Annotated in this window: 22 protein-coding genes and 1 tRNA gene; 16 read left to right on the forward strand and 7 right to left on the reverse strand. The window is 61.2% G+C overall.

What is annotated here, in order from left to right:
- Positions 1-43 precede the first annotated feature (43 nt).
- The 12 genes from rpmJ (at position 44) to lon (ending at position 11,898) form a co-directional block, all read left to right on the forward strand.
- Positions 44-157, forward strand: coding sequence for a 50S ribosomal protein L36 (gene rpmJ / locus G7Y51_RS02825; RefSeq protein WP_165068383.1), 114 nt, complete (start codon positions 44-46; stop codon positions 155-157).
- 15 nt (positions 158-172) lie between these two features.
- Positions 173-541: a 30S ribosomal protein S13 gene (gene rpsM, locus G7Y51_RS02830; protein WP_165068405.1), complete on the forward strand. Its 369-nt coding sequence runs from the start codon at positions 173-175 to the stop codon at positions 539-541.
- 349 nt (positions 542-890) lie between these two features.
- A complete protein-coding gene (gene rpsK, locus G7Y51_RS02835) occupies positions 891-1,280 on the forward strand; it encodes a 30S ribosomal protein S11 (protein ID WP_008685806.1) in 390 nt (129 codons plus the stop codon).
- Between the two features lie 46 nt (positions 1,281-1,326).
- Positions 1,327-1,953 carry a 30S ribosomal protein S4 gene (gene rpsD, locus G7Y51_RS02840; protein WP_165174884.1) on the forward strand — a complete coding sequence of 209 codons (627 nt, stop codon included), beginning with the start codon at positions 1,327-1,329 and terminating at the stop codon, positions 1,951-1,953.
- 11 nt (positions 1,954-1,964) lie between these two features.
- Positions 1,965-3,008, forward strand: coding sequence for a DNA-directed RNA polymerase subunit alpha (locus G7Y51_RS02845; RefSeq protein WP_165174885.1), 1,044 nt, complete (start codon positions 1,965-1,967; stop codon positions 3,006-3,008).
- A complete protein-coding gene (rplQ, locus tag G7Y51_RS02850; protein WP_165174886.1) occupies positions 2,998-3,549 on the forward strand; it encodes a 50S ribosomal protein L17 in 552 nt (183 codons plus the stop codon). Before G7Y51_RS02845 ends, rplQ begins: the two co-directional genes overlap by 11 nt.
- Positions 3,550-3,892: 343 nt before the next feature.
- The gene (gene selD / locus G7Y51_RS02855) at positions 3,893-4,951 is read left to right on the forward strand and encodes a selenide, water dikinase SelD (protein WP_165174887.1); all 1,059 of its coding nucleotides are present in this window, start codon (positions 3,893-3,895) and stop codon (positions 4,949-4,951) included.
- A 365-nt stretch (positions 4,952-5,316) separates the two neighbouring features.
- Positions 5,317-5,400, forward strand: a tRNA-Leu gene (locus tag G7Y51_RS02860).
- 27 nt (positions 5,401-5,427) lie between these two features.
- Entirely contained in the window at positions 5,428-6,798 is a 1,371-nt protein-coding gene (tig, locus tag G7Y51_RS02865) for a trigger factor (protein ID WP_165174888.1), read from the forward strand.
- A gap of 398 nt (positions 6,799-7,196) precedes the next feature.
- Positions 7,197-7,856 (forward strand): ATP-dependent Clp protease proteolytic subunit, encoded by a 660-nt coding sequence (locus G7Y51_RS02870; RefSeq protein WP_241159623.1) that lies wholly within the window; start codon positions 7,197-7,199, stop codon positions 7,854-7,856.
- A 3-nt stretch (positions 7,857-7,859) separates the two neighbouring features.
- The gene (gene clpX, locus G7Y51_RS02875) at positions 7,860-9,152 is read left to right on the forward strand and encodes an ATP-dependent Clp protease ATP-binding subunit ClpX (RefSeq protein WP_165174889.1); all 1,293 of its coding nucleotides are present in this window, start codon (positions 7,860-7,862) and stop codon (positions 9,150-9,152) included.
- Between the two features lie 310 nt (positions 9,153-9,462).
- Complete coding sequence (gene lon, locus G7Y51_RS02880; RefSeq protein WP_165174890.1) at positions 9,463-11,898, forward strand: endopeptidase La; 2,436 nt, start codon at positions 9,463-9,465, stop codon at positions 11,896-11,898.
- 139 nt (positions 11,899-12,037) lie between these two features.
- Here lon and hisA read toward each other — a convergent pair whose 3' ends face one another.
- From hisA to guaB, 7 genes are all read right to left on the reverse strand, one after another.
- Positions 12,038-12,787 carry a 1-(5-phosphoribosyl)-5-[(5-phosphoribosylamino)methylideneamino]imidazole-4-carboxamide isomerase gene (hisA, locus tag G7Y51_RS02885; protein ID WP_165174891.1) on the reverse strand — a complete coding sequence of 250 codons (750 nt, stop codon included), beginning with the start codon at positions 12,785-12,787 and terminating at the stop codon, positions 12,038-12,040.
- On the reverse strand, positions 12,784-13,443 hold the full coding sequence (locus G7Y51_RS02890; protein ID WP_165174892.1) for a hypothetical protein: 660 nt from the start codon (positions 13,441-13,443) through the stop codon (positions 12,784-12,786). Before G7Y51_RS02890 ends, hisA begins: the two co-directional genes overlap by 4 nt.
- Positions 13,443-14,033: an imidazoleglycerol-phosphate dehydratase gene (locus G7Y51_RS02895; protein ID WP_206214233.1), complete on the reverse strand. Its 591-nt coding sequence runs from the start codon at positions 14,031-14,033 to the stop codon at positions 13,443-13,445. Before G7Y51_RS02895 ends, G7Y51_RS02890 begins: the two co-directional genes overlap by 1 nt.
- 5 nt (positions 14,034-14,038) lie before the next feature.
- Positions 14,039-15,214, reverse strand: coding sequence for a twin-arginine translocase subunit TatC (gene tatC, locus G7Y51_RS13680; RefSeq protein ID WP_241160104.1), 1,176 nt, complete (start codon positions 15,212-15,214; stop codon positions 14,039-14,041).
- Complete coding sequence (gene tatB, locus G7Y51_RS02905) at positions 15,211-15,762, reverse strand: Sec-independent protein translocase protein TatB (protein ID WP_165174894.1); 552 nt, start codon at positions 15,760-15,762, stop codon at positions 15,211-15,213. The genes tatC and tatB overlap by 4 nt, the downstream gene beginning before the upstream one ends.
- 12 nt (positions 15,763-15,774) lie before the next feature.
- Positions 15,775-17,319: a glutamine-hydrolyzing GMP synthase gene (gene guaA, locus G7Y51_RS02910; RefSeq protein WP_241160105.1), complete on the reverse strand. Its 1,545-nt coding sequence runs from the start codon at positions 17,317-17,319 to the stop codon at positions 15,775-15,777.
- A 107-nt stretch (positions 17,320-17,426) separates the two neighbouring features.
- Positions 17,427-18,884: an IMP dehydrogenase gene (gene guaB / locus G7Y51_RS02915; RefSeq protein ID WP_165174896.1), complete on the reverse strand. Its 1,458-nt coding sequence runs from the start codon at positions 18,882-18,884 to the stop codon at positions 17,427-17,429.
- A 466-nt stretch (positions 18,885-19,350) separates the two neighbouring features.
- Here guaB and ffh point away from each other — a divergent pair, with 466 nt between their 5' ends.
- The 4 genes from ffh to rimM all read left to right on the forward strand — a co-directional run bounded on the left by ffh (position 19,351) and on the right by rimM (position 22,136).
- Complete coding sequence (gene ffh / locus G7Y51_RS02920) at positions 19,351-20,871, forward strand: signal recognition particle protein (protein ID WP_165174928.1); 1,521 nt, start codon at positions 19,351-19,353, stop codon at positions 20,869-20,871.
- A 150-nt stretch (positions 20,872-21,021) separates the two neighbouring features.
- The gene (gene rpsP, locus G7Y51_RS02925; RefSeq protein ID WP_165069293.1) at positions 21,022-21,261 is read left to right on the forward strand and encodes a 30S ribosomal protein S16; all 240 of its coding nucleotides are present in this window, start codon (positions 21,022-21,024) and stop codon (positions 21,259-21,261) included.
- A gap of 96 nt (positions 21,262-21,357) precedes the next feature.
- On the forward strand, positions 21,358-21,588 hold the full coding sequence (locus G7Y51_RS02930; protein WP_165069297.1) for a KH domain-containing protein: 231 nt from the start codon (positions 21,358-21,360) through the stop codon (positions 21,586-21,588).
- Between the two features lie 26 nt (positions 21,589-21,614).
- Positions 21,615-22,136, forward strand: a complete 522-nt coding sequence (gene rimM / locus G7Y51_RS02935; RefSeq protein WP_241160106.1) for a ribosome maturation factor RimM — start codon at positions 21,615-21,617, stop codon at positions 22,134-22,136.
- Positions 22,137-22,191: the final 55 nt, after the last annotated feature.

The following is a 22,191-nucleotide window of genomic DNA, read 5'->3' on the forward strand; positions in this document are numbered from 1 at the left end:
ATTGAATAATTTCAAAAGCAAAATGCTCTAATTGGAGTGTGGTATGAAAGTAAGACCTTCCGTCAAGAGAATATGCCCCAAGTGTAAGCTGATCCGGCGCAAGGGAGTGCTTCGAGTTATCTGCGAAAACCCCCGGCACAAGCAGCGCCAGGGCTAGGGCAGGAGACATACTGTGGCGAGAATTGCAGGTGTTGATTTGCCTCGCGGCAAACGGGTGGATGTTGCTCTCACCTATATTTACGGCATCGGCCGCACAACGGCCCTGAAAATCCTGGACACCACCGGCGTCAACTGGGAGCGGAACATCGACGACCTCTCGGCTGACGAAGTGAACGAGATCCGCAAGGAACTTGAGCAGCATTATAAGGTGGAAGGCGATCTGCGTCGCGATGTGTCGAGCAATATCAAGCGCCTTATGGACATCGGCTGCTATCGTGGCCTGCGTCACCGGCGCGGTCTGCCTGTGCACGGTCAGCGTACCCATACCAACGCGCGCACCCGCAAGGGCCCTCGCCGCGGAGCCGTGGGCAAGAAGAAGTAGTATACCTTTTGCGAGATGTCTGGGCGTTTTTCCGCTGCAAGCGGGAACAAGGCGTCCTGTTTCGCGCAGGCGCCTTCCGTGAGCTTGCCGGCAGATTCCCCGGCACGGCTGATCGGAGCGTTCACTTGCTGTTTTGGAGCGATTTCACAGTGAAGTTGCCTTGGCGTCTGCGGGAGCATCTACAGTCTGTCGGCGAAGCAAGCACAGGCTGTGACGCATGAAGTGGACGCCCGCCGCAAAGGCTGCGCGCAATGCAGTTGCGCTGTTGCATGCCGAAGTGAGCGCCTTCAAAGCGTTGAGGTTGTCACATTCAAACGTTACAATGCTCTAGTCTGTTCGAGGGATAATCATGGCCAGACCCAAGAAAGCGGTCAAGAAAAAGGAAAAGAAGAACGTGCCTGTGGGCATTGCCCATATTCAGGCTTCGTTCAATAATACCATCATCACCTTTACGGACACGCGCGGCAATGCCGTTTCCTGGGCCTCGTCGGGCCAGAGCGGCTTCAAGGGCTCGCGCAAGTCCACGCCTTTTGCCGCCCAGGTGGCTGCCGAAACGGCTGCCCGCAAGGCGCAGGACAACGGCATGCGCACCGTGGGCGTCTATGTGAAGGGCCCCGGTTCGGGCCGCGAGGCGGCCATGCGCGCCATTGCCGCCGTGGGCTTCCGGGTGGCCTTCATCCGTGATGTGACGCCTATTCCGCACAACGGCTGCCGGCCGCCCAAGCGCCGCCGCGTTTAGTTCCGCGCTGCCCGGCAGCGTCGTATAAACCGAGAGGATTTTACTCATGGCCAGATATACTGAAGCCAAGTGCCGCATTTGTCGCCGTGAAGGCTGCAAGCTCTTCCTGAAGGGCGATCGCTGCTTTACGGACAAGTGCTCCTACGATCGCCGCCCCTACGCTCCCGGTCAGCACGGCCGCGCGCGCAAGAAGGTCAGCGAATACGCGGTGCAGTTGCGGGAGAAGCAGAAGACCCGCCGCGCTTACGGCATACTCGAACGCCAGTTCCACGGCTACTTTGAAAAGGCGGAAATGCAGAAAGGCGTCACCGGCACCAATCTGCTGGTCATCCTGGAGCGCCGCCTGGACAATGTGGTCTACCGCCTGGGTTTTGCCAATTCGCGCAATCAGGCCCGCCAGCTCGTGCGCCACGGTACCTTTACCCTCAACGGCCGCAAGGTGACCATCCCCTCCTTGCAGGTGCGCGTGGGAGACACTCTGGAAGTTCCTGAAAAAAATCGCAAAATACCTGTTCTGGCCGAAGCCCAGGAAGTGATTGCCCGCCGCGGTTGCCCGGCTTGGCTGGAAGCTGACGGAGCCGCCTTCAAGGGTACGGTCAAAGCCATGCCGCAACGCGACGATATCCAGTTCCCCGTCAATGAGCAGTTGATCGTCGAACTTTACTCGAAATAAGCGGGGGGCGCATGCTTATCAAACAGGGCGAACGCCTTATCAATGCGCGCAACTGGTCGGAGCTGGTCAAGCCCGACCAGATTTTGCGTGACGAAGAAACAGCCAGCGGCACGCACGGCAAGTTTATCTGCGAGCCTTTGGAGCGGGGTTACGGCACCACTATCGGCAATGCCATGCGGCGCGTTCTTCTGGCCTCCCTGCAGGGAGCGGCCTTTGTGGCCGTGAAAATTTCCGGCGTGCAGCATGAATTTACCACCATTCACGGCGTGCTTGAAGATGTTACCGATGTGGTGCTGAATCTGAAGCAGGTGCGCCTGCGCATGGACACGGACGAACCGCAGCGGCTGACCTTGCGCATAGACAGCAAAGGGCCGGTTACAGCCGGCCAGATCCAGACCAACCAGCATGTGGATGTGCTTAATCCGGATCAGCACATTGCCACGCTCACTGAGGACATTGTGCTGGAAATGGAGCTGGAAGCGCGCATGGGCAAGGGCTATGTGCCTGCGGACATGCATGAAGGGCTTTCGGAAGAGATCGGCCTGATCAAGCTGGATTCCAGCTTTTCGCCGGTGCGCAAGGTCGCCTACACTGTGGAGCAGGCCCGTGTGGGCCAGATGACGAACTATGATCGCCTGCTGCTCGAAGTCTGGACCGACGGTTCGCTCACGCCTGAAGACGCCATTGCCTACAGCGCCAAGATTATCAAGGATCAGATTTCCGTCTTTATTAACTTCGATGAGCGCGTTTCCGGCGACATGCGTCTGGGCAGCAGCGACGGCGGTGAAGTGAACGAGCATCTTTTCAAAAGTATTGATGATCTTGAGCTTTCAGTGCGCGCCACCAATTGCCTGCGGAGCGCCAATATCGCTTTGGTGGGCGAATTGGTGCAGCGTTCCGAGGCCGAAATGCTCAAAACCAAGAATTTCGGCCGCAAGTCGCTGGATGAGATTAAGAGCGTGCTTTTGGATATGGGGCTGGACTTCGGCATGAAGGTCGACAGCTTCGACAAGAAATATCAGGAATGGAAAAGGAAGCAGCAAAATGAGGCATAGCAATTCCGGCAGGAAACTCTCGCGCACGCCTGCGCACCGTAAGGCCCTGTTGCACAATCTCGCCAAGGCGCTGCTGATCCACGGCAAAATCCGCACCACGGAAATGAAGGCCAAGGAATTGCGCCGTGTGGTGGAACCGTTGATTACGCTGGCCAAGCGCAACGATTTGCACGCGCGCCGTCAGGCGTATCGCGTGCTCAACGATCACGCTCTGGTCAAACGCCTGTTTGACGAAATCGGTCCCGTATTCGCCGGGGTGCCCGGCGGTTACACCCGTGTGCTCAAGCTGGCCATGCCGCGTAAGGGCGACAACGCGCCTATGGCGATTATTGAACTCTCCCGCGTGGCTGAGCCTGCTGCTGACGACAAGCCCGCCAGGGGCAAGCAGACCGCCGCGCCTCAAGTCGCCCCTGCCGGGGAAACGAAAGGCAAAGCCGCAGACGAATCTGCGCCGGCGGACGCTCTGGAAGCCAAGCCTGCGAGTTCCGGCACGCCGAAAGCTGAAAAAGAGCCCGGACAGGACGAAAGCTCCGCTGCATAACAGTTGCGCTGCAATTGACTGTAGAGATGGGGGGGGCGATGGTCCCCCCTTTTTTGTTTGCAGCATTGCAGTGGCTCTACGCCTGAAAAAACTCTTGCCGTTGAAGTGCCGCGCCTTTTGCCTCTCCCGGCTGCGCCGGGACTGCGGCAGAGAGCCGGGGAAAGTATGTATTTGCAGAATATGGTCGGGGAATGCAAGATACGACATGACGATGCCGGATTGAGAGCAGATGAGAGCGTTTAGCTGCTTTCATTAGCAAAAAACTCCAAGCCCTGCCGCGCAGGGAGAATCTCTGCCGGGCAGAGCATTGGCCTGTCATTGCCGTGAGACACAGGAGCGCCTTATGAAATTACTGGAAAAAGCCCGGGCCGCCGGTTGAGCGGCAAAGTTGGCTCCAGGGGCCCTGGAGCGGATTTTGCGCGGCACTGCATCGGCGACGCCGCCTGAGCTGGAAGCCAGAGTGCTGGCGGGCCGGGCCCGCAATGAGGATGCCGTGGTGCTTTCCGTGCCCCCAGGTCGCGCTTTGGTGCAGACCGTGGACATTCTGGCGCCCATTGTCAATGATGCCTTTGCCTTCGGCCGCATTGCCGCCGCCAATGCCCTTTCCGACGTCTACGCCCTGGGCGGCGAGCCGTGGTGCGCCATGAATGTGGCGTGCTTTCCGCAGGCTCTGGCCGAAGACGATCCCGAACAGGTCCTGGCGGGCATTCTGCGCGGCGGCCAGGAGGCGATCACCGAGGCAGGGGCCGTGCTGGCCGGCGGCCATACCGTGCAGGATGAAGAACTCAAATACGGCCTGGCTGTTACCGGCATTATCGATCCGGCCCATATTGCGGTCAATGACGGTCTTGTGCCGGGCCAAAGCCTTGTGCTGACCAAGCCTCTGGGCACGGGCATTCTGGCCACGGCGGTCAAGGCCGGTTGGGACGGCGCGGCCGAAAGCGAGGCGGAACTTGTCCGCTGGTGCGGCCGTCTGAACAAGGTCGGCGGCGCTGTGATCCGCGAGCTCAAACTGCCGGCGGCCACGGACGTGACCGGCTTCGGCCTGGGAGGCCATGCCCTGGAGATGGCTCTGGCCTCAAAGGTCTGCGTGCGATTGCACACCGCTGCTTTGCCGTTGTTGCCGCGCGTGCTGGACTATGCGCGAAACGGCCTCATCCCCGCGGGCAGTCACTTGAATCGCAAGCATTGGTCCTGCTTCACCAGTGTGGGCAGGGGAGTGCCGGAGGCTTTGGAAAGCGTGGTTTTCGACGTGCAGACCTCCGGCGGGCTTTTGCTGGCTCTGCCGCCGGAACTCGCGACCCAGGCCTGTCACGCACTGGAAAAGGGAGGGGACCTGGCCTGCGTGGTCGGCGAAGTGCTGCCCCGCCGCGCTGACGGCAAGGCTCTGGTATTGGAGTAAAAGCGGCTCCTGAGGCTGAAATTTTGCGACGCAGCCGTGAAGACGCCCGGCACCTTCTCTCCCGTCTCTGATTCTCCCTGCCGCGCTGCACGGCGGCAAATCGAGCGCCGCAACCTTCTTGCCATGATTTGCAGCGCCGTGCCGCAAGCGTGGCAGGGCCGCCAGGCTGCCGCGCCTGAGGGCGGCGCGGGCCTGTGCGCGTTCCCTTCCCTTGCGCTTTCGGCAATGCGCCTTACCTCTGAAATTGCGCCGGGCGTCATTGACCGCGCAGGCCGATGCGGTCTCCCCGCCGGCTGCGGTCCGGGGCGCTCCAAAACCGTCCCGGCTTGCGGGCGGCCCGCAAGTATGCTATGGAAACTCTCTTCGCGAGAGTGGCGGAACTGGCAGACGCACTGGACTTAGAATCCAGCACCTGAGGTATGAGGGTTCAAGTCCCTCCTCTCGCACCAACACCCCACCAGAGAAAGGAGCCCCCCGTGGAATATAGCGCTGAAGAGCTTTCGCCGGTCAAAAAAAAGGTCGTGATCACCACCGAGCCGCAGGAAGTGGAGGCCGCCATCATGGGCGCCGTGGCTCTGTACAAGACTTCCGTGCAACTGGACGGTTTTCGCAAGGGCAAGGTTCCGGCGCAGGTGATTGAACAGCGCTTCCGCGACAAGATTTATGAGGAAGCCCGTCAGGATCTCGTAAACGTGCATATCAATGAGGTGATGCAGGCGCTGGACGTCGCGCCCGTGTCCGGCATCACCATGGGCGGCGATGATACATTCCAGCGCGGCAAGGGGTATACATACAGCATTGAGTTTGAAGTGCTCCCGGTCTTTGATCTGCCCCCCTACGAGGGCATGGAGGTGGAGCAGGAAAAGGTCGAGATCAAAGACGCTGAAGTGGCGGCAGTCATTGAGCGCATCCGGCGCGACCGGGCGCAGTTGGTCCCTGTGGACGGCAAAGGGCCGGGCGTGGACGGCCAGGTGGTCACCCTGGATTTTGCCGCCTATGAAAACGGTCAGCCCCTGGAGGGCATCAAGGCCGAAAATTTCGATCTGGCGCTGGGCGAGCGGCAGGCTCTGGAAGATTTTGAAAAGCTCGTCAAAACCATACCGTATGGCGAAGAAGGCGAGGGCGAAATCCATTTTCCCGAAGACTTCATTGCCAAGGATCTGGCCGGCAAAACCGTGACCATGAAGGTCAAGGTCCATGCCGTCAAGGAGCGCAAACTGCCCGAGCTCAATGACGAGCTGGCCAAGAGCCTGGGCCTGGGCCTGGAAAACGTGGACAAGCTGAAGGAAACCATTACCCGCAGCTATGCTCAGAGCCGCGAAAACCTGAACAGGAGCGCGGCGCAGAAAACCATGCTGGACCGCCTTTTGAAAATGGTGGATTTCGCCCTGCCCGAAAGCATCGTGCAAACCCAGATGAACACCTTGCTGGCCGATCTTGCCGCGCGCCTGGAGCGCCAGGGCAAGGCGCTGGATTCCCTTGGCAAGAGCCCTGAGGAATTGCACAAGGAAATGCTGCCCCAGGCCGAAGAGCTGGCCCGTATTCAGGTCCTGTTGCTGTCCATTGCCAAAAAAGAAGGTCTGGATATCAGCGAACAGGAAATCAATACCCAGATTTATCAGCAAAGCCAGCACAACGGTGAAGATTTCAAAACCCTGCGTGAAAGCTACGAGCGATCGGGCATGATTTTCATCCTGCGGGATCGCCTGCTGGCCGACAAGGCCATGGATACGATTTACGCCAAGGCCAAGGTCACCGAAGTGGAACCCAAGGAAGTTCCGACGGATGCCGGGAAAGCCGAAGACCCTGCCGAAGCCCCGGTTGAAGCCGAAAAAGACGGCAAATAAGCCTGGCATCGGATCCTGGCCGCCCTGTCGTCAGGGCGGTCAGGATCCGGCAGGGCTGTTGGTCATGATCCGGCAAAAGGCGGGAAAGATATTTTTGTGACCGCGGGCCCGCACGGCCGTCTTGCGCGGATCAGGGTCTTGCCTTTGCCGCACGTTTGCCGCCGCGCCCCTGCCCACGGAGGACGCCGCGGCCCGGCCTTCCTGCGGGCGGGCGGCGCGCTCCCGACTTTTTGCGGCCGCTTTGCGGCGCAGTATCTTTGCAAGGTGAAAAGCTCCCTTGCGGGCGTTTCAACCGTCCGCGCCGGGCTTGCGGACTTCGTCAACTGCCCGGATACGGCCTGGACGGCCCTTCCGGTCTTTCCCGGTTCGCCGCGGCGGCCGACATTTGCGAGGCAGATATGTCTTTAGTTCCCATGGTCATTGAAACCACAGGCCGTTCCGAACGGGCCTACGATATTTATTCCAGGCTGCTCAAGGATCGCATCGTGCTTCTGGGCTCCGAGGTCAACGACACGGTGGCCTCGCTGATCTGCGCGCAGTTGCTCTTTCTTGAATCCCAGGACCCGGAAAAGGAAATCAACCTGTACATCAATTCGCCGGGCGGCTCGGTCACCGCGGGCCTGGCCATTTACGACACCATGCGTTTCATCTCCTCGCCGGTTTCCACGGTGTGCATGGGCCGGGCGGCCAGCATGGGCGCTTTTCTGCTGGCCGCAGGCGAGCCTGGCATGCGTTTTGCATTGCCAAATAGTCAGATTATGATCCATCAGCCATCGGGCGGTTTTCAGGGGCAGGCCACGGATATTGAAATCCACGCCCGCGAGGTGCTGCGCCTCAAGGAGCGGCTTAACCGCATGCTGGCGGAAAACACCAAACGGCCGTATGAGGACGTGGTCAAGGCCACAGAGCGAGACAACTTCTTGACTCCTGAGGAAGCCAGGGAACTCGGCATCATCGACCGGGTGCTGGTTTCCCGCCGGGACGCGGCAGCCGCCGGCACGCGCGACGAGCTCATGGAGAGCGACCGCCGCCCCGCGGCGCAGGAAAAGAGCGAATAAGTTATGGGCGATACCCAAAATCCCGTGGTCAATGAGCCGTTGCGCTGCTCCTTCTGCGGCCGCAGCGAGCTTGAGGTGCGCAATCTCATTGTCCAGGACACTGCGAGCATTTGTGACAGTTGCGTCAAGGCCTGCAACGAGATAATTGCCCGCGATCAGCTGAAAAGCCCTGAAAGCGAGGAACGCCTGCTTTCGCCGCAGGAGATCAAGGAACGCCTGGACGAGTACGTCATCGGGCAGCACGAGGCCAAGAAGATTCTCTCCGTGGCCGTGCACAACCACTATAAGCGCGTCTTTTACGCATCCTCCCTGGGCGACGGGGTGGAACTGGAAAAGAGCAATATCCTCCTGGTGGGCCCTTCGGGCAGCGGCAAGACCCTGCTGGCCAAGACCCTGGCCAGGGTTTTGCGCGTGCCCTTTGCCATTGCCGACGCCACCACCCTTACTGAGGCCGGTTATGTGGGCGAGGATGTGGAAAACATCCTGGTGCAGCTTCTGCAGAATGCGGACTATGATCTGGAGGCCGCCAGCAAGGGCATCATCTATATTGATGAAATCGACAAGATCTCGCGCAAGGGCGACGGCCCTTCCATTACCCGGGACGTGTCCGGCGAGGGCGTGCAGCAGGCGCTGCTGAAGATCATTGAGGGCACCGAGGCCAGCATCCCGCCCAAGGGCGGGCGCAAGCATCCGCAGCAGGAATTTATCCGCATGAACACGGGCAATATTCTGTTCATTGTGGGCGGCGCGTTTGTGGGCCTGGATAAAATTGTGGAATCGCGCATGAGCGGCAGTTCCATGGGCTTCGGGGCCAAGGTGCGCGCCAGCAGGGATGTGCCGCTCGCCGAGCTGCTGGAAAAGATCCATCCGCAGGACCTGGTCAGGTTCGGCCTGATCCCGGAATTTGTGGGCCGCATCCCGATCATCACCCATGTGGACGAGCTGGACGAGCCGGATCTGGTGCGGATCCTCACGGAACCCAAAAACGCCCTGGTGCGCCAGTATCAGAAGCTTTTTGAGCTGGACAACGTGACTCTGCGCTTCACGCCCAACGCGCTCAAAGCCATTGCCGCCAGCGCCATTGAGCGCAAGACCGGCGCGCGCGGCCTGCGCAACGTCATGGAAAAGATCATGCTCGACATCATGTTCAGGCTGCCCTCCATGCCCAATGTGAAGGAATGTCTGATCAACCGCGCAGTGATCGAAAAAGGCAAGGAGCCGGTGCTGCTCTATGGGGACGGCGGCGAGGCCGTGAGCGGCGAGCCGTTCCTGGACGTCAGGGACAAGGCTTCATAGAGCGTTTTGCTAGATCATTTTGCTTTTGAAATTGAATAAGTTCAAAAGCAAAATGCTCTAGAGAAAAGACGCTTTGCAGCACTGGCGCGCTCAGGGCTGTGCGTAGAGGTCGTGCCGCCTTCGGCCCGGATTGGATTCGAGCCGCGCAAAGGCCGGATTTGCAGGCGGCCCTTTTCGGTATCCCTCTTTTTCCGGCAGCGAACGAAATCCAGATGGAGAAACAGCCCCTCAGGGGCAGATGACGCTGAGACGGGTTTTCGCGGGGCACAGCCGGTCGCTGCACCCCGCCGACGCCTTTCGGGGAGAAAATATGTCTGACGCAGTGCGCGGGGAAGCCTTTCAGGAACTGCCGGTCATGCCCTTGCGGGAAGTGGTCATGTTCCCCCGTTCGATCATGCCGCTTTTTGTGGGGCGTGAAGCTTCCATCAAAGCCATAGAGGCGGCGCAGGCCTCCCACAGCAAACAGATATTTCTGGTGGCCCAGCGCGAGCCGGATCTGGAAAAACCGGATGCCGCGGATCTCTGCGCCGTGGGCGTGGTCAGCAAGGTACTGCAGATGCTGCGCCTGCCCGACGGCACCATCAAGGTTCTTTTTGAGGGCTTGCATCGCGCCTGCTGGAGCGATCTGCGCGTGGCGGAGCACAGCGCCGTTGTTCGCGTGTATGCCCTGCAAGAAAGCGAAAGCCGGCCGGATGAAAGAGAAGCCCTGACGCGCGCCACGCACGAGGCCCTGGAAGAATACGGCAAAAGCAACAAAAAAATTCCCCAGGAGGCCATACTCTCCATCCTGGCCCTGCATGATCCCGGTCCCCTGGCTGACGCCATTGTGCCGCATTTGAAAGTGGACTACCGCAAAAAGCAGGATGTCCTGGAACGCGCGGATGTCACCGAGCGCCTGGAGCTGGCCTACGAGCTTTTGCAGGGCGAAGTGGCCCTGGCTTCCGTGGAAAAAAGGATCAAGAACCGCGTCAAGGTCCAGATGGAGCGCAATCAGCGCGAGTACTACCTCAACGAGCAGATCAAGGCCATCAACAAGGAAATGGGGCGTGAGGACGATCCCCAGGCGGAAGTGCAGGAGCTTGAGCAGAAACTCAAGGGCCGCGACATGCCCGAGGAGGCCCGCCAGAAAGCCTTGTCCGAGGTCAAGAAGCTGCGCTGCATGCCGCCCTCGGCCGCAGAATACACGGTAGTGCGCAATTATGTGGATTGGATTCTGGATCTGCCCTGGAACGATCTCAAGCAGATTGATATCGACATTGAAAAGGCCCGCGCCATTCTGGACGGCGATCACTACGGTCTGGAAAAGCCCAAGGAGCGGATTCTGGAATATCTGGCCGTGCAGAAGCTTTCGCACGGCCTGAAAGGGCCGATCCTCTGTTTCGTGGGGCCGCCCGGCGTGGGCAAAACCTCCCTGGCCAAGTCCGTGGCCAAGGCCACGGGCCGGGATTTTGTGCGCCTGTCCCTGGGCGGCGTGCGCGACGAAGCCGAGATCCGCGGCCATCGCCGCACCTATGTGGGCGCGCTGCCGGGCAAGATTATCCAGTCCCTGAAACGGGTCAAGTTCAACAATCCCTTGTTCTGCCTGGACGAAGTGGACAAGATGACTTCAGACTACCGCGGCGATCCGGCCTCGGCGCTCCTGGAGGTGCTGGATCCGGAGCAGAACCACGCTTTCATGGATCATTATCTGGATCTGGAATATGATCTTTCCAGGGTCTTTTTCATCACCACGGCCAATTCCCTGCATACCATTCCGGTCCCCTTGCTGGATCGCATGGAGATCATTGAGCTCAACAGCTATCTGGAAACGGAAAAACGGCATATTGCCCGGCATTTCCTCCTGCCCCGCCAGATAGCGGAGCACGGCTTGCGGGAAGGCAATATGCGCGTGTCGGAAAACGCGCTGCTGGAGATCATCCGCTCCTATACGCACGAGGCCGGGGTGCGCAATCTGGAGCGGGAAATTGCGGCCCTTTGCCGCAAAACAGCCATCCGTCTTGTGGAAGAGAATGATCCGGAAAAGTGCGTCTCCATTTCGCGGCAGAGCCTTGCAAGTTTTTTGGGCGTCAAGAAATACCGCCACGAGGAACGCGAGGACGAACCGCAGGTGGGCGTCTGCGCGGGCCTGGCCTACAATCAGCGCGGCGGCGAGATTCTGCTGGTGGAAACCAGCCTGATGAGCGGATCGGGCCATGTGGTGATTACGGGCCAACTGGGCGAGGTGATGACCGAATCGGCCAAGGCCGCGCTTTCCTATGTGCGCTCGCGCGCGGAAGTGCTGGGCCTGGACCCGCGTTTTTACCGCAAGGTGGACATCCATGTGCATGTGCCCGCCGGGGCCACGCCCAAGGACGGCCCGTCGGCGGGCATCACGCTGGCCACGTCGATCACCTCGGCCCTTTTGGGCATTCCGGTGCGCAACGATGTGGCCATGACCGGCGAAATATCATTGCGCGGCCGGGTGCTGCCCATCGGCGGGCTGCGCGAGAAGTTGCTGGCAGCGCGCCGCAGCGGCATTAAAAAAGTGATTATGCCCAAGGACAACGAAAAAGATCTCAAGGAAGTGCCCGACGAGGTGCTCAAGGATCTGAAAATCGTTTTTGTGGAACATGTGGACGATGTTCTGCCGCATGCCCTGGACGCCTCGCCGGAGGCAATCTTCTCCGGCCGGAGCGAAGCCCGGCCCATCTGCCGCTCCCTGCGATCGGGCCACGATAACGGCGAGAAGAGCCAGCCCGCGCAGTAAAGCGAACGGGATCCGCACTGCCAGGCGCGCGTTTCGCCTGAATGCCGACTTTAGAGCGGTTGCCGTTTTCAACAGCAAACCGCTCTAAAAGCAGGCATATTTTCATTGCGCCACGCCCGCAGCAGTGCGGCGGCGGCCGTCAGGCGCGGCTTGCGGCCATTTGCGCGTCGATCCAGGCGTTGGCTTCTTCCAGAGTGAGCGTGCCTTCGTACAGGGCGCGGCCGCTCACAGCGCCGATCAGATTGGTGGTGCGCGTCAGGGGATAGAGCTTTTGCACGTCAGCCAGGGTGGCCACGCCCCCGGCGGCAATGACCGGCATCCGGGCGAGCCGGGCCAGATGTTCCAGGGCGGGCAGGTTGACGCCGCACTGCATGCCGTCGCGCTCAATGTCCGTATAAATGATGAAGGCCGCGCCCTGTTCCTGCAACCGGGGCAGCACGTCGTCCACGGTCAGGCCCGTGTCCGTGGCCCAGCCCCGGCTTTTGAGGCGTCCGGCATCGGCATCCAGCGAGACGCCGATGCGCCCGGGAAAAGCGCGGCAGAGCCCGGTGAACAGCTCTGGTTGCTCCAGGGCCAGAGTGCCGATGATCAGGCGCGTGACGCCCGCTTCCAGATAGGCTTCAGCCGTGGCCATGTCCCGGATGCCGCCGCCCAGCTGCACGGGGATGGCGAGCTCTCGGCAAATGCGCTGCACAATGGCGCGACTGCGGGCCGCGCCGTCAAACGCGCCGTCCAGATCCACCACATGCAGCCAGCGCGCGCCGCGCGCCTCCCAGGCTTTGGCGGCCGCAACCGGATCCGCGGCAAAAACCGTGCTTTCATGCGCGCGTCCCTGTTTGAGACGCACGGCCTTGCCGTCCTGTATGTCCACTGCGGGAAAAAGAATCATAAACCGAGATCCTTGACAGCCTTGCGCATGCCGTCCACGGTCAGATCTTCGGCCGTGACCCAGGCGCCGCCGCGCTTGAAGAAAGAGCCCACAGTGAGCAGGTTTTCGGTCAGGCCCACCTGCTTTTCCTCATAAATGGAGCGGTTCATCAGCGTGCCTTCGTCCACCTTGAGCAAAAAGAACTCCGCGCGCACATGCGCGGATTGCGTAACCCCGGCCCTGGAGCCCTCGCGCTCGTGCCAGTCCAGCACTTGCGGGATCAGCAAAAGCTGCGCGCCCTGTTTCTTGCCGTAGTCAATCCAGCGGGGCAGGGCCTGCGGCTGCTCGGAACTGTGAAAGGTGGTCAGATCCGGAGGCAGATTCTGGGGGGCGATGAAGGTGTACTGGCGCCTGGTGTCGGTCATCAGCACATGGCGCAACTGCATGTCCAGGGCCAGGAGCATGTCGTGCGGGATGCGGCCCTGATCTTCGGGGATGCGCCCCACAATAAGCTGGCTGGCGTTGATCGGCTGGGTGAAGGGCGCCACGGATATGGCGTACTTGGCCGAAATGGGCCGCGGCACGTCCGCCGTGCTGCGCGGGCGGCGCGAGCAGGCCCCGGCGGCCAGCGCCAGGCAGAGAAGACACAAAACGAGCATATACAGGCGAGATCGCATCAGTCCAGACCTCCTTTGGTGCTTCTGATGGTTGTGCCCTGGATCCGCATGGCCTGATTCAAGGCAAGACCCAGGCCCTTTGCCGCTGATTCCAGCAGATGATGGCCGTTTTTGCCGTACAGAAAGGCCACATGCAGATTGCAGCGCGCGCCGCTTGCCAGAGCTTTGTAGAATTCGCGCCAAAGGTCTTTTTCCTCTCCGGCCAGGATCGGCGGCAAAAGTGTGTCGCCGCGCCACTCCAGCCAGGGGCGGCCGGAAAGATCCACGGTCACTTCCGCCAGAGCTTCATCCATGGGCACGCGGCCGTAGCCCACTCTGGCGATGCCCGTTCTGTCGCCCAAAGCCTCCAGCAGCGCCGCGCCCAGGGTCAGGCCCACGTCTTCGGCGCTGTGATGGGCGTCCACATCCATATCCCCCTGGCAGGAAATCTGCAAATCCATGCCCGCCCAAAAGGCGGTAAGAGTCAACATGTGATCCAGCAGACCGAAACCGGTGCTGATCCGGGTTTGGCCGCGGCCGTCCAGGTTCACTTCCAGCCGGATGCGGGTCTCCGCGCTTTGCCGCTCTCTGGCGGCAGTGCGAGACGCCATTGCGCTCATGCTTCCTCCGCGCCTGTGGCGTCGTTTTTCTTTTTCTCAGGATCGGGCGTCCGTTTCTTGCGGCCGAACAGGGCGGCCACGCCGATGCTGAGTTCATAGAGCAGAATCATGGGGCAGGCCATGAGCAGTTGCGAAACCACATCCGGGGGCGTGAGAATGGCCGCCACCACAAAAATGGCCAGGACTGCGTAACGCTGGGCCTTGCGCATCATGGCCGCGGTGACCAGGCCCATGCGCGACAGAAAAAAGGCGAACAGCGGCATTTCAAAGATCAGGCCGAAGGCCAGGATCAGCTTGAGCACAAAATCCAGATAATCGCTGATCTTGGGGATGACCACAATGGTGCTGGTGGAAAAGCTCACGAAAAAACTGAAGGCATAGGGAAAAACCACAAAATAGCAGAACGCCCCGCCGCAGATGAAAAAGAAGGCCGAAACCACGGCAATGGGGATGATCAGCCGTTTTTCGTTCTCATAAAGACCCGGAGCGATGAATGACCAGATCTGATAAAAAATCACCGGACTGGACACGAACACGCCCGCGATGAAAGCGATATACATGCGGGTGAAAAAGCCTTCGGGCAGGGTGGTGTACTGCGCGTGGGAACCGGGAGGCAAGACGGCAATCAGAGGATTGACCAGGGCGTTGAAAATGGGGTCCACCACAGCCCAGCACGCCAGAAAGCCAAGCCCCACGGCAATGCAGCAGCGCACCAGGCGCATACGCAGCTCGCCCAGATGTTCCATAAGGCTCATGGGTTCGGGCTCTTGCTCCTGCGGCACGGCGGGCGTTTGCCCCTCGTCCGGGGCCGGCGGCCCGGCTGGCGGCGCGGGCACAGGCGCGGAACTCTCCGACGCGGCGGAAGAGCCGGGCGGCGACGGCGGCTCTGGGGGACCGCCTGCCGCTTCTTCCGGCAAAGCGTCCCGGTGTGCGTCCGTGAAGGGCGAGGCGTTGTCGTCCGGCTCCGCTGCGGGAGCAACAGATCCGTCAGGCGCGGCCCCCGGAATCACTGAAGGCGCGGCAGAGTTTTCCGGCTGCCATTTCGGCCCGGAAAGCATCTGCGCCGTGAATTCCGCCGGCGCGTTTTCAGCAGCGGCGGGCTGGCTTTTGTCCTTGGTTGCGCCGCTTTCGGCGGGCGGATCCAAAAGGCTGTCTTTCTCCGGCCCGCTCATGCTTTGTCGCCCTTGTGGGAGGTTGCAGGATCCTGTGCTTCGCGCCCGGATCCGCCCTCGGCTTCGGCTCTGGCCCGCTCCACGGCTTGGGCCAGGGGACTGCCCTCAGGCGGCGCAACAGCGCCCGGCCGTGGCTCGTCCAAGTCTGCCTGGCTTTGTTCGGAGGCAACGGATGGCGAAGTGGGGGCCTCGCGCATGGTTTCGGAGTCCGGAGTGGCGGCGGATACCGGCGCGGCAGTGTCGGCAGCGCCCACAGCGTCTGAAGGGCCGGGTGTGGCAGCGTCGGAAGAGGCATCCGCGGTCGGGGCCTTGGCCGCTTCGGCTTCGGCCGCGGCTTTTTGGGCTTTTTCGGCCTCTTTTTTACGTTTTTCCTGCTCTTCCTGTTCCACTTCGGCATTCAGGGTGCGCTGAAAGTCCGTGGAGACCCTGCGGAATTCGCCCATAGCTTTGCCCAGGGTGCGGGAAATGCTCGCCAGGCTCTTGGGGCCGAGCACAATCAGGGCCACCACCAGGATGACCAGGAGCTCCGTGCTGCCTATTCCGAACATTTCGCCTCCTTCTTATTCCCATTCTATGGTGCTGGGCGGTTTGGAGGACACATCATAGACCACGCGATTCACGCCCTTGACCTCGTTGATGATCCGGCCGGACATGCGCTCAATGAGCTCCGCGGGCAGGCGCGCCCAGTCCGCGGTCATGGCGTCCACGCTGTCCACCACGCGCAGGGCGATCACATGCTCATAGGTGCGGCCGTCGCCCATCACGCCCACGGTCTTGAGCGGCAGAAGCACGGCGAAACCCTGCCAGACCTTGCGGTACCAGCCGGATTCGCGCAGCTCCTCCTGGACGATTTTATCGGCCAGGCGCAGGATCCGCAAGCGCTCTTCGGTCACTTCGCCGAGCACGCGGATAGCCAGGCCGGGACCCGGAAACGGATGCCGCCAGACAATGGAATCCGGCAGGCCGAGCTCCACCGCCACCTTGCGCACTTCATCCTTGAACAGCTCGCGCAGGGGCTCAATGAGCTTGAGTTTCATGCTTTCCGGCAGGCCGCCCACATTGTGATGGCTCTTGATCACCGCGCTCGGTCCCTTGTGCGACACGGACTCGATAACGTCGGGGTACAGCGTGCCCTGGGCCAGAAAGTCCACCTGAGGCAGCTTTTTGGCTTCCTCGTCAAAAATCTCGATAAAGGTATGGCCGATGATCTTGCGTTTTTTTTCGGGGTCCTCAACGCCCCTGAGCCGCGAGAGAAAGCGATCCTGGGCCTGCACAAAGGTGAGATTGAGATCGAAATGCTCGCGCAGATAACTGACGACCTCCCGGCCTTCCCCCAGGCGCAAAAGGCCGTTATCCACAAAGATGCAGTGCAGCCGCCTGCCGATGGCCCGGTGCAGCAGCACTGCCACCACCGTGGAATCAATGCCGCCGGACAAGGCGCAGACCACATGGCTGTCCCCCGCCTGTTCGGCCGCTTCCCTGATGACCCGTTCCACAAAAGAGGACATGGTCCAGTCAGGCCGGATGCCGGCAATTTTGAACAGAAAATTTTGCAGAATACGCTCGCCGTCCACGCTGTGGTGCACTTCGGGGTGAAATTGCACGGCGTAGATCCGGCGTTGCTCGTCGGCCATGGCCGCCACGTCCAGGCTGGGCGTGCGGCCGGTGATCGCAAAGCCCGGCGGCGGGGCAAGGACTTTATCGCCGTGGCTCATCCAGACCCGGCTCGGACTGTCGGCTGCCAGGCCGTCCCAGAGCGCGCAGGGCGCGCACAGCGTCAGGTCGGCAGGGCCGTATTCCCGCGTCTGGGATTGGGCCAGTCGCCCCCCCAGGTTCAGGGCCAGCAACTGCATGCCGTAGCAGATGCCTAGCACCGGCACGCCAAGCTCAAGAAAGCCCGGATCCAGGGTGGGGGCGTCAGCCTCGCCCACGCTGGCAGGCCCGCCGGAAAGGATCAGGGCCGAGGGCCGCATGGCCGCCACCTGCTCTGCTGTGGCCGCGCAGGAGTGGATTTCGGAATAGACCCCGGCCTCGCGCACGCGGCGGGCAATGAGTTGGGTGACCTGGGAGCCGTAGTCGATGATGATGACCTTGCTGTGCGCCACAAAAACTCCTTCTGCGAAAATCCGTGGATTCAAGCGATCCCGGCGCGTCATACCCGGCGCGGGCGGGGCTGCCTAGAGCGTTTTGCTCATGAAATTAGCTAAACGCTCTAGTTGTCGATGCGGTAATTGGGCGCTTCCTTGGTGATGATGACGTCATGCACATGGCTTTCGCGCAGGCCTGCCGCGGAAATTTCGCAGAAGGTGGTGTTCTCGAAAAGATCCTTCAGGTTTTTGGCGCCCACATAGCCCATGCCCGATCTCAGGCCGCCCATGAGCTGATAGACGGCCTCCATGACCGGGCCGCGATAGGGCACGCGGCCCACAATGCCCTCGGGCACCAGCTTTTTGCTGCGCTCCTGGAAGTACCGATCCGAACTGCCTTCTTTCATGGCGTCGATGGAGCCCATGCCGCGGTAGATTTTATAGGTGCGGCCCTGGTAGAGAATGGTCTCGCCGGGGCTTTCCTCGGTGCCCGCGAAAAGCGAGCCGATCATCACCGAATGCGCGCCCACCACCAGGGCTTTCACAATATCGCCGGAAAATTTGATGCCCCCGTCGGCCACGCAGCAGCGGTCCATCTCGCGCGCGGCGCGCCCGCCGTCCATGACCGCCGTGACCTGGGGCACGCCCACGCCCGCCACAATGCGCGTCGTGCAGATGGAGCCGGGCCCGATGCCCACTTTCACGCTGTCGGCTCCGGCCTCCAGAATGGCGCGCGCGCCCTCATAGGTGGCCACATTGCCGGCGATCAGCTGGCAGCGGGGAAAGGCCGATTTGACCTGGCGGATGGCCGTGAGCACATTGCTTGAGTGCCCGTGGGCCGAATCCAGCACCAGCACGTCCGCCCCGGCATCCAGCAACTGCTCGGCCCTGGCTTCGGAATCCCTGCCGATGCCGATGGCCGCGCCCACGCGCAGACGGCCTTTCTCATCCTTGCAGGCATTGGGGTATTTCTGGACCTTGTCGATGTCTTTCATGGTGATCAGGCCGCGCAAGCGCTTGTTCTCGTCCACCACCAGAAGCTTTTCGATGCGGTGTTCATGCAAATGCCGCTTGGCGTCTTCCAGAGAGGTGCCCATGGGCACGGTGATCAGGTTTTTGCTGGTCATCACGTCCGCCACGCGCACGGCCTGGGCGTCTTCCACAAAACGCACGTCGCGGTTGGTCAGGATGCCCACCAGGCATTCGCCGTCCACCACCGGCAGGCCCGAAACGCGGAAGTCCGACATCAGATCCAGAGCCTCCTGCACGGAATTGCGGGGCGAAACAGTGATCGGATCCAGGATCATGCCGCTTTCGCTCTTCTTTACTTTTTCCACTTCCAGGCGCTGCTTTTCAACCGGCATATTTTTATGGATGATGCCGATGCCGCCCATGCGGGCCATGGAAATGGCCATGGCCGATTCGGTCACTGTATCCATGGCGGCTGAAAGCAGGGGGGTTTGCAGGGGGATGGAGGGGGTAAGCCAAGTGCTGATGTCAACGGCGTCCGGGGTTATTTCGGAGTAGCCGGGAATCAGCAGAATGTCGTCGAATGTCAGCGCTTTGCCGCGATTGGTGAACATGACTTCCTCGTAATTGGCTATAATAATTGTATAAATTGTAGCCAGTTATCTTAGCCGCTTGTGGCTTTGCTGTCAATGCAAGGTCCGGCCTTAACAGGTCTGCCGCATCGTATGCGGCAGACCTGGCGGCGATGCGACAGCATCGCCCGAAGCCGCAGGCTTCGTGGGAGCGAAGTGCGGCTCCGCCGCCGAAGCGGCTCTTCCCAGCGTTTATGGTAACATAGCAAAATTATTGCACGTACTATTTAGATGCGTCTGCCCTGTCGGCCTTAAGGCTGCCGCATCGTATGCGTCAGCCCTGGCGGGCCTGCGCCCGTCACTTGACGCGCACCGGCAAAGAGCCTATGAATGACAACTTCGCTTGCTCACAGGAAGCGGGCCCTGGCAATGCGGCCCCTCCCGCCGGCGTATGCCATGCAATCTTCCTGCTTTTCCGCCGCAGTACGGCGAGGGCTTTGAGGTCTACATGTTCGAGAGCCTTTCAGACAGACTTTCCGGCGTGTTCCGCTCCTTCGGCGGCCACGGCCGGCTCACCGAAGAAAACGTGCAGGCGGGCCTGCGCGAGGTGCGGCTGGCGCTCCTGGAAGCGGACGTCAATTTCAAAGTCGTCAAGGACTTTGTGGAAAGCGTGCGCGTCAAGTGTCTGGGGCAGGAGGTGCTCAAGGGCGTGAGCCCGGCCCAGCAGGTAGTCAAGATCGTTCACGACGAGCTGGTTTCCCTGCTTGGGGGCGAGACTGCCGGGCTGAACCTCCGGGGCCGTGAACCGGCAGTGATTATGCTTGTGGGCCTCCAGGGTTCGGGCAAGACCACTTCAGCCGGTAAAATCGCCAATCTGCTGCGCAAGCAGAAAATGCGCCCCTACCTGGTCCCGGCGGACGTCTATCGCCCGGCGGCCATTGAGCAGCTCACCGTGCTGGCCGGGCAGCTCGGCATGCCGGTTTTTCCCTCCACAACGCAGATGAAGCCCGTGGACATCGCTACGGCCGCGCTGGAGCGGGCCAGGGCGGAACAGGCCACGGTGCTGCTGCTGGATACGGCGGGCCGCCTGCATGTGGACGAGCCTTTGATGGCGGAGCTCCAGGCTCTTAAGGCGGCCGTGCAGCCGCAGGAAATTTTGTTCGTGGCCGACGCCATGACCGGCCAGGACGCGGTGACCGTGGCCGAAACCTTCAATGAGCGCCTGGGCCTCACCGGCGTGGTGCTGACCAAGATGGACGGCGACGCGCGCGGCGGCGCGGCCCTTTCCATCCGTTCCGTGACCGGCGCGCCCGTGAAGTTTGTGGGCGTGGGCGAAAAACTCTCGGAAATGGAGGTTTTTCATCCGGATCGCATTGCCGGGCGTATTCTGGGCATGGGCGACGTGCTCACCCTGGTGGAAAAGGCCCAGTCCTCCATCAACGCCGAGGAGGCCGAAGAACTGGCCCGCAAGATGCAGAAGGCCAGTTTTGATCTTGAAGACTTTCGCACGCAGATGCGGCGGATCAAGAAACTGGGCTCCCTGGACAGCATTTTGAAGATGATTCCGGGCCTGGGCGGCCTGCGCGAAAAGCTGGCCGAAGCGAGCGGCGCGGTGCCGGAAAAGGAATTGGCGCGCACCGAGGCGATCATCAATTCCATGACCATGCGGGAGCGCCGCAACCCCGACCTGCTCAACGGCAGCCGCCGGGCCCGCATTGCCAAGGGCGCGGGCGTGAGCGTGGCCCAGGTCAACCAGATGGTGCGGCAGTTCGAGCAGATGCGGCAGATGATGAAAGGCCTGATGGGCGGCAAGGCCGGCAAGTCCGGTTTGCCGAAAATGCCCCGCAGCCTGCCCGGCATGGGTGGCTTTCCCGGTATGGGAGGGCTTGCGGGCATGGGCGGCATGCCGGGCCTGCCCGGCATGGATGGCCTCGGATCCGGCCTGCCCGGCGGGCGCGCATCCGGCGCAAAGTCCGCGGCCGCCAAAAAGCGGAAAAAGAAAGAGCGCCAGAAGCGCAGGAAAAAGTAGACAATTTTTTCGGGGCGTTGCGGCAACCTTGTTGCAGAGGCCGCGTCAGTCAGGAAGGCCGGGCCGCTTTGCCCGGCCTGCATAAAAACGTTTATACTCTTGCCCTTTTGCGGGCGCAACGTTACTATCACATCAAAGGGAGTTTGACTCATGGCTGTGAAGTTGAAATTGACCCGTCTCGGCAGTAAAAAACACCCCTTTTACCGGGTGGTGGCGGCCAATGACGAAACCCGCCGCGACGGGCGTCCTCTGCAATTTTTGGGATACTACAATCCTATGACCAATCCGGTAGAAGTGAAACTGGACGCGGAAAAGATCAAGGAATGGCTCGGACGCGGGGCTGAACCCACAGCGACCGTGCGTTCTCTGATCAAGAAACACATGGCCTAGGGCTGGGGCCCGCGCGGCGGCGCGACACGGTTTCTGTCCCGGCATGTCGTTTCTCTGCTCCGGTTCTGCCCGGCATCAGCCCTTGGGAGGTTGGCAATGAAGGCTCTGATCGAATATATTGCAAAGTCCCTGGTGGATCATCCCGAAGAGGTGCTGGTCAGTGAAGTGGAAGGCGAGCAGACCACTGTGCTTGAGCTCAAGGTTTCCAAGGAAGATCTCGGCAAGGTCATCGGCAAGCAGGGGCGCACGGCGCGGGCCATGCGCACCATCCTGAGCGCGGCTTCCACCAGATCCAGGAAGCGCACGGTGCTGGAAATTCTGGAGTAGCGCCCGGATTTGTTCCGGCAGAGCGTATGGCGGGCGCGTTGATTCATATGGGCACGCTGGCGCGGCCCCACGGCATTAAAGGGGAGATCTGCATCGACTGGCATGCGGACTCCCCCTTGCTTTTGGATCTTCCCTTCTGGCTTCAGGCCGGGGACGAACCGCCCCGGCGCGCGCGGGCCCTTTCCTGCCGTCTGCACAAGGGGCGTCCCCTGCTCTTGCTGGAAGGGGTGGCGGATCGCAACACGGCCGAAGCTCTGCGCGGGCACAAAATCCTGGTGGATCGCGCCGACCTGCCGCAACCCGGCGAAGATGAGGCCTATCTGGAAGATTTGCTGGGCTGCGACGTGTTGCTGCCGGACGGCCGCCGCCTGGGGCGTCTGGATCATCTTGAATACCCCGCCGGTCAGGAGATTTGGGCCATTGCCGCGGATGGGAATGTGGAGGTGCTCTTCCCGGCCCGGCCGGAGTTCATAGCGGCCTTTGACCTCAAGGCCCGCACCGTGACCATCGACCCGCCCGAGGGTTTGCTGGAAATATATCTTTCCTGAAAAATGTTTCGCCGGGCAGGCGCGCCTGGCTCAGATCTCCCGTACAGAGTACTGA

It is taken from the genome of Desulfovibrio sp. ZJ369 (assembly GCF_011039085.1).
GTDB lineage: Bacteria > Desulfobacterota > Desulfovibrionia > Desulfovibrionales > Desulfovibrionaceae > Desulfovibrio.

Coding starts and splice junctions, on each gene's coding strand:
- lon (WP_165174890.1), top strand. CDS start 9,463: ATGTCTGACGCAGTGCGCGGGGAAGCCTTTCAGGAACTGCCGGTCATG.
- tatC (WP_241160104.1), bottom strand. CDS start 15,214: ATGAGCGGGCCGGAGAAAGACAGCCTTTTGGATCCGCCCGCCGAAAGC.
- G7Y51_RS02930 (WP_165069297.1), top strand. CDS start 21,358: ATGAAGGCTCTGATCGAATATATTGCAAAGTCCCTGGTGGATCATCCC.
- rimM (WP_241160106.1), top strand. CDS start 21,615: ATGGCGGGCGCGTTGATTCATATGGGCACGCTGGCGCGGCCCCACGGC.
- G7Y51_RS02890 (WP_165174892.1), bottom strand. CDS start 13,443: ATGCGATCTCGCCTGTATATGCTCGTTTTGTGTCTTCTCTGCCTGGCG.
- G7Y51_RS02895 (WP_206214233.1), bottom strand. CDS start 14,033: ATGGCGTCTCGCACTGCCGCCAGAGAGCGGCAAAGCGCGGAGACCCGC.
- hisA (WP_165174891.1), bottom strand. CDS start 12,787: ATGATTCTTTTTCCCGCAGTGGACATACAGGACGGCAAGGCCGTGCGT.
- ffh (WP_165174928.1), top strand. CDS start 19,351: ATGTTCGAGAGCCTTTCAGACAGACTTTCCGGCGTGTTCCGCTCCTTC.
- rpsD (WP_165174884.1), top strand. CDS start 1,327: ATGGCCAGATATACTGAAGCCAAGTGCCGCATTTGTCGCCGTGAAGGC.
- G7Y51_RS02870 (WP_241159623.1), top strand. CDS start 7,197: ATGTCTTTAGTTCCCATGGTCATTGAAACCACAGGCCGTTCCGAACGG.
- tatB (WP_165174894.1), bottom strand. CDS start 15,762: ATGTTCGGAATAGGCAGCACGGAGCTCCTGGTCATCCTGGTGGTGGCC.
- clpX (WP_165174889.1), top strand. CDS start 7,860: ATGGGCGATACCCAAAATCCCGTGGTCAATGAGCCGTTGCGCTGCTCC.
- rpmJ (WP_165068383.1), top strand. CDS start 44: ATGAAAGTAAGACCTTCCGTCAAGAGAATATGCCCCAAGTGTAAGCTG.
- rpsK (WP_008685806.1), top strand. CDS start 891: ATGGCCAGACCCAAGAAAGCGGTCAAGAAAAAGGAAAAGAAGAACGTG.
- guaB (WP_165174896.1), bottom strand. CDS start 18,884: ATGTTCACCAATCGCGGCAAAGCGCTGACATTCGACGACATTCTGCTG.
- G7Y51_RS02845 (WP_165174885.1), top strand. CDS start 1,965: ATGCTTATCAAACAGGGCGAACGCCTTATCAATGCGCGCAACTGGTCG.
- rpsP (WP_165069293.1), top strand. CDS start 21,022: ATGGCTGTGAAGTTGAAATTGACCCGTCTCGGCAGTAAAAAACACCCC.
- rplQ (WP_165174886.1), top strand. CDS start 2,998: ATGAGGCATAGCAATTCCGGCAGGAAACTCTCGCGCACGCCTGCGCAC.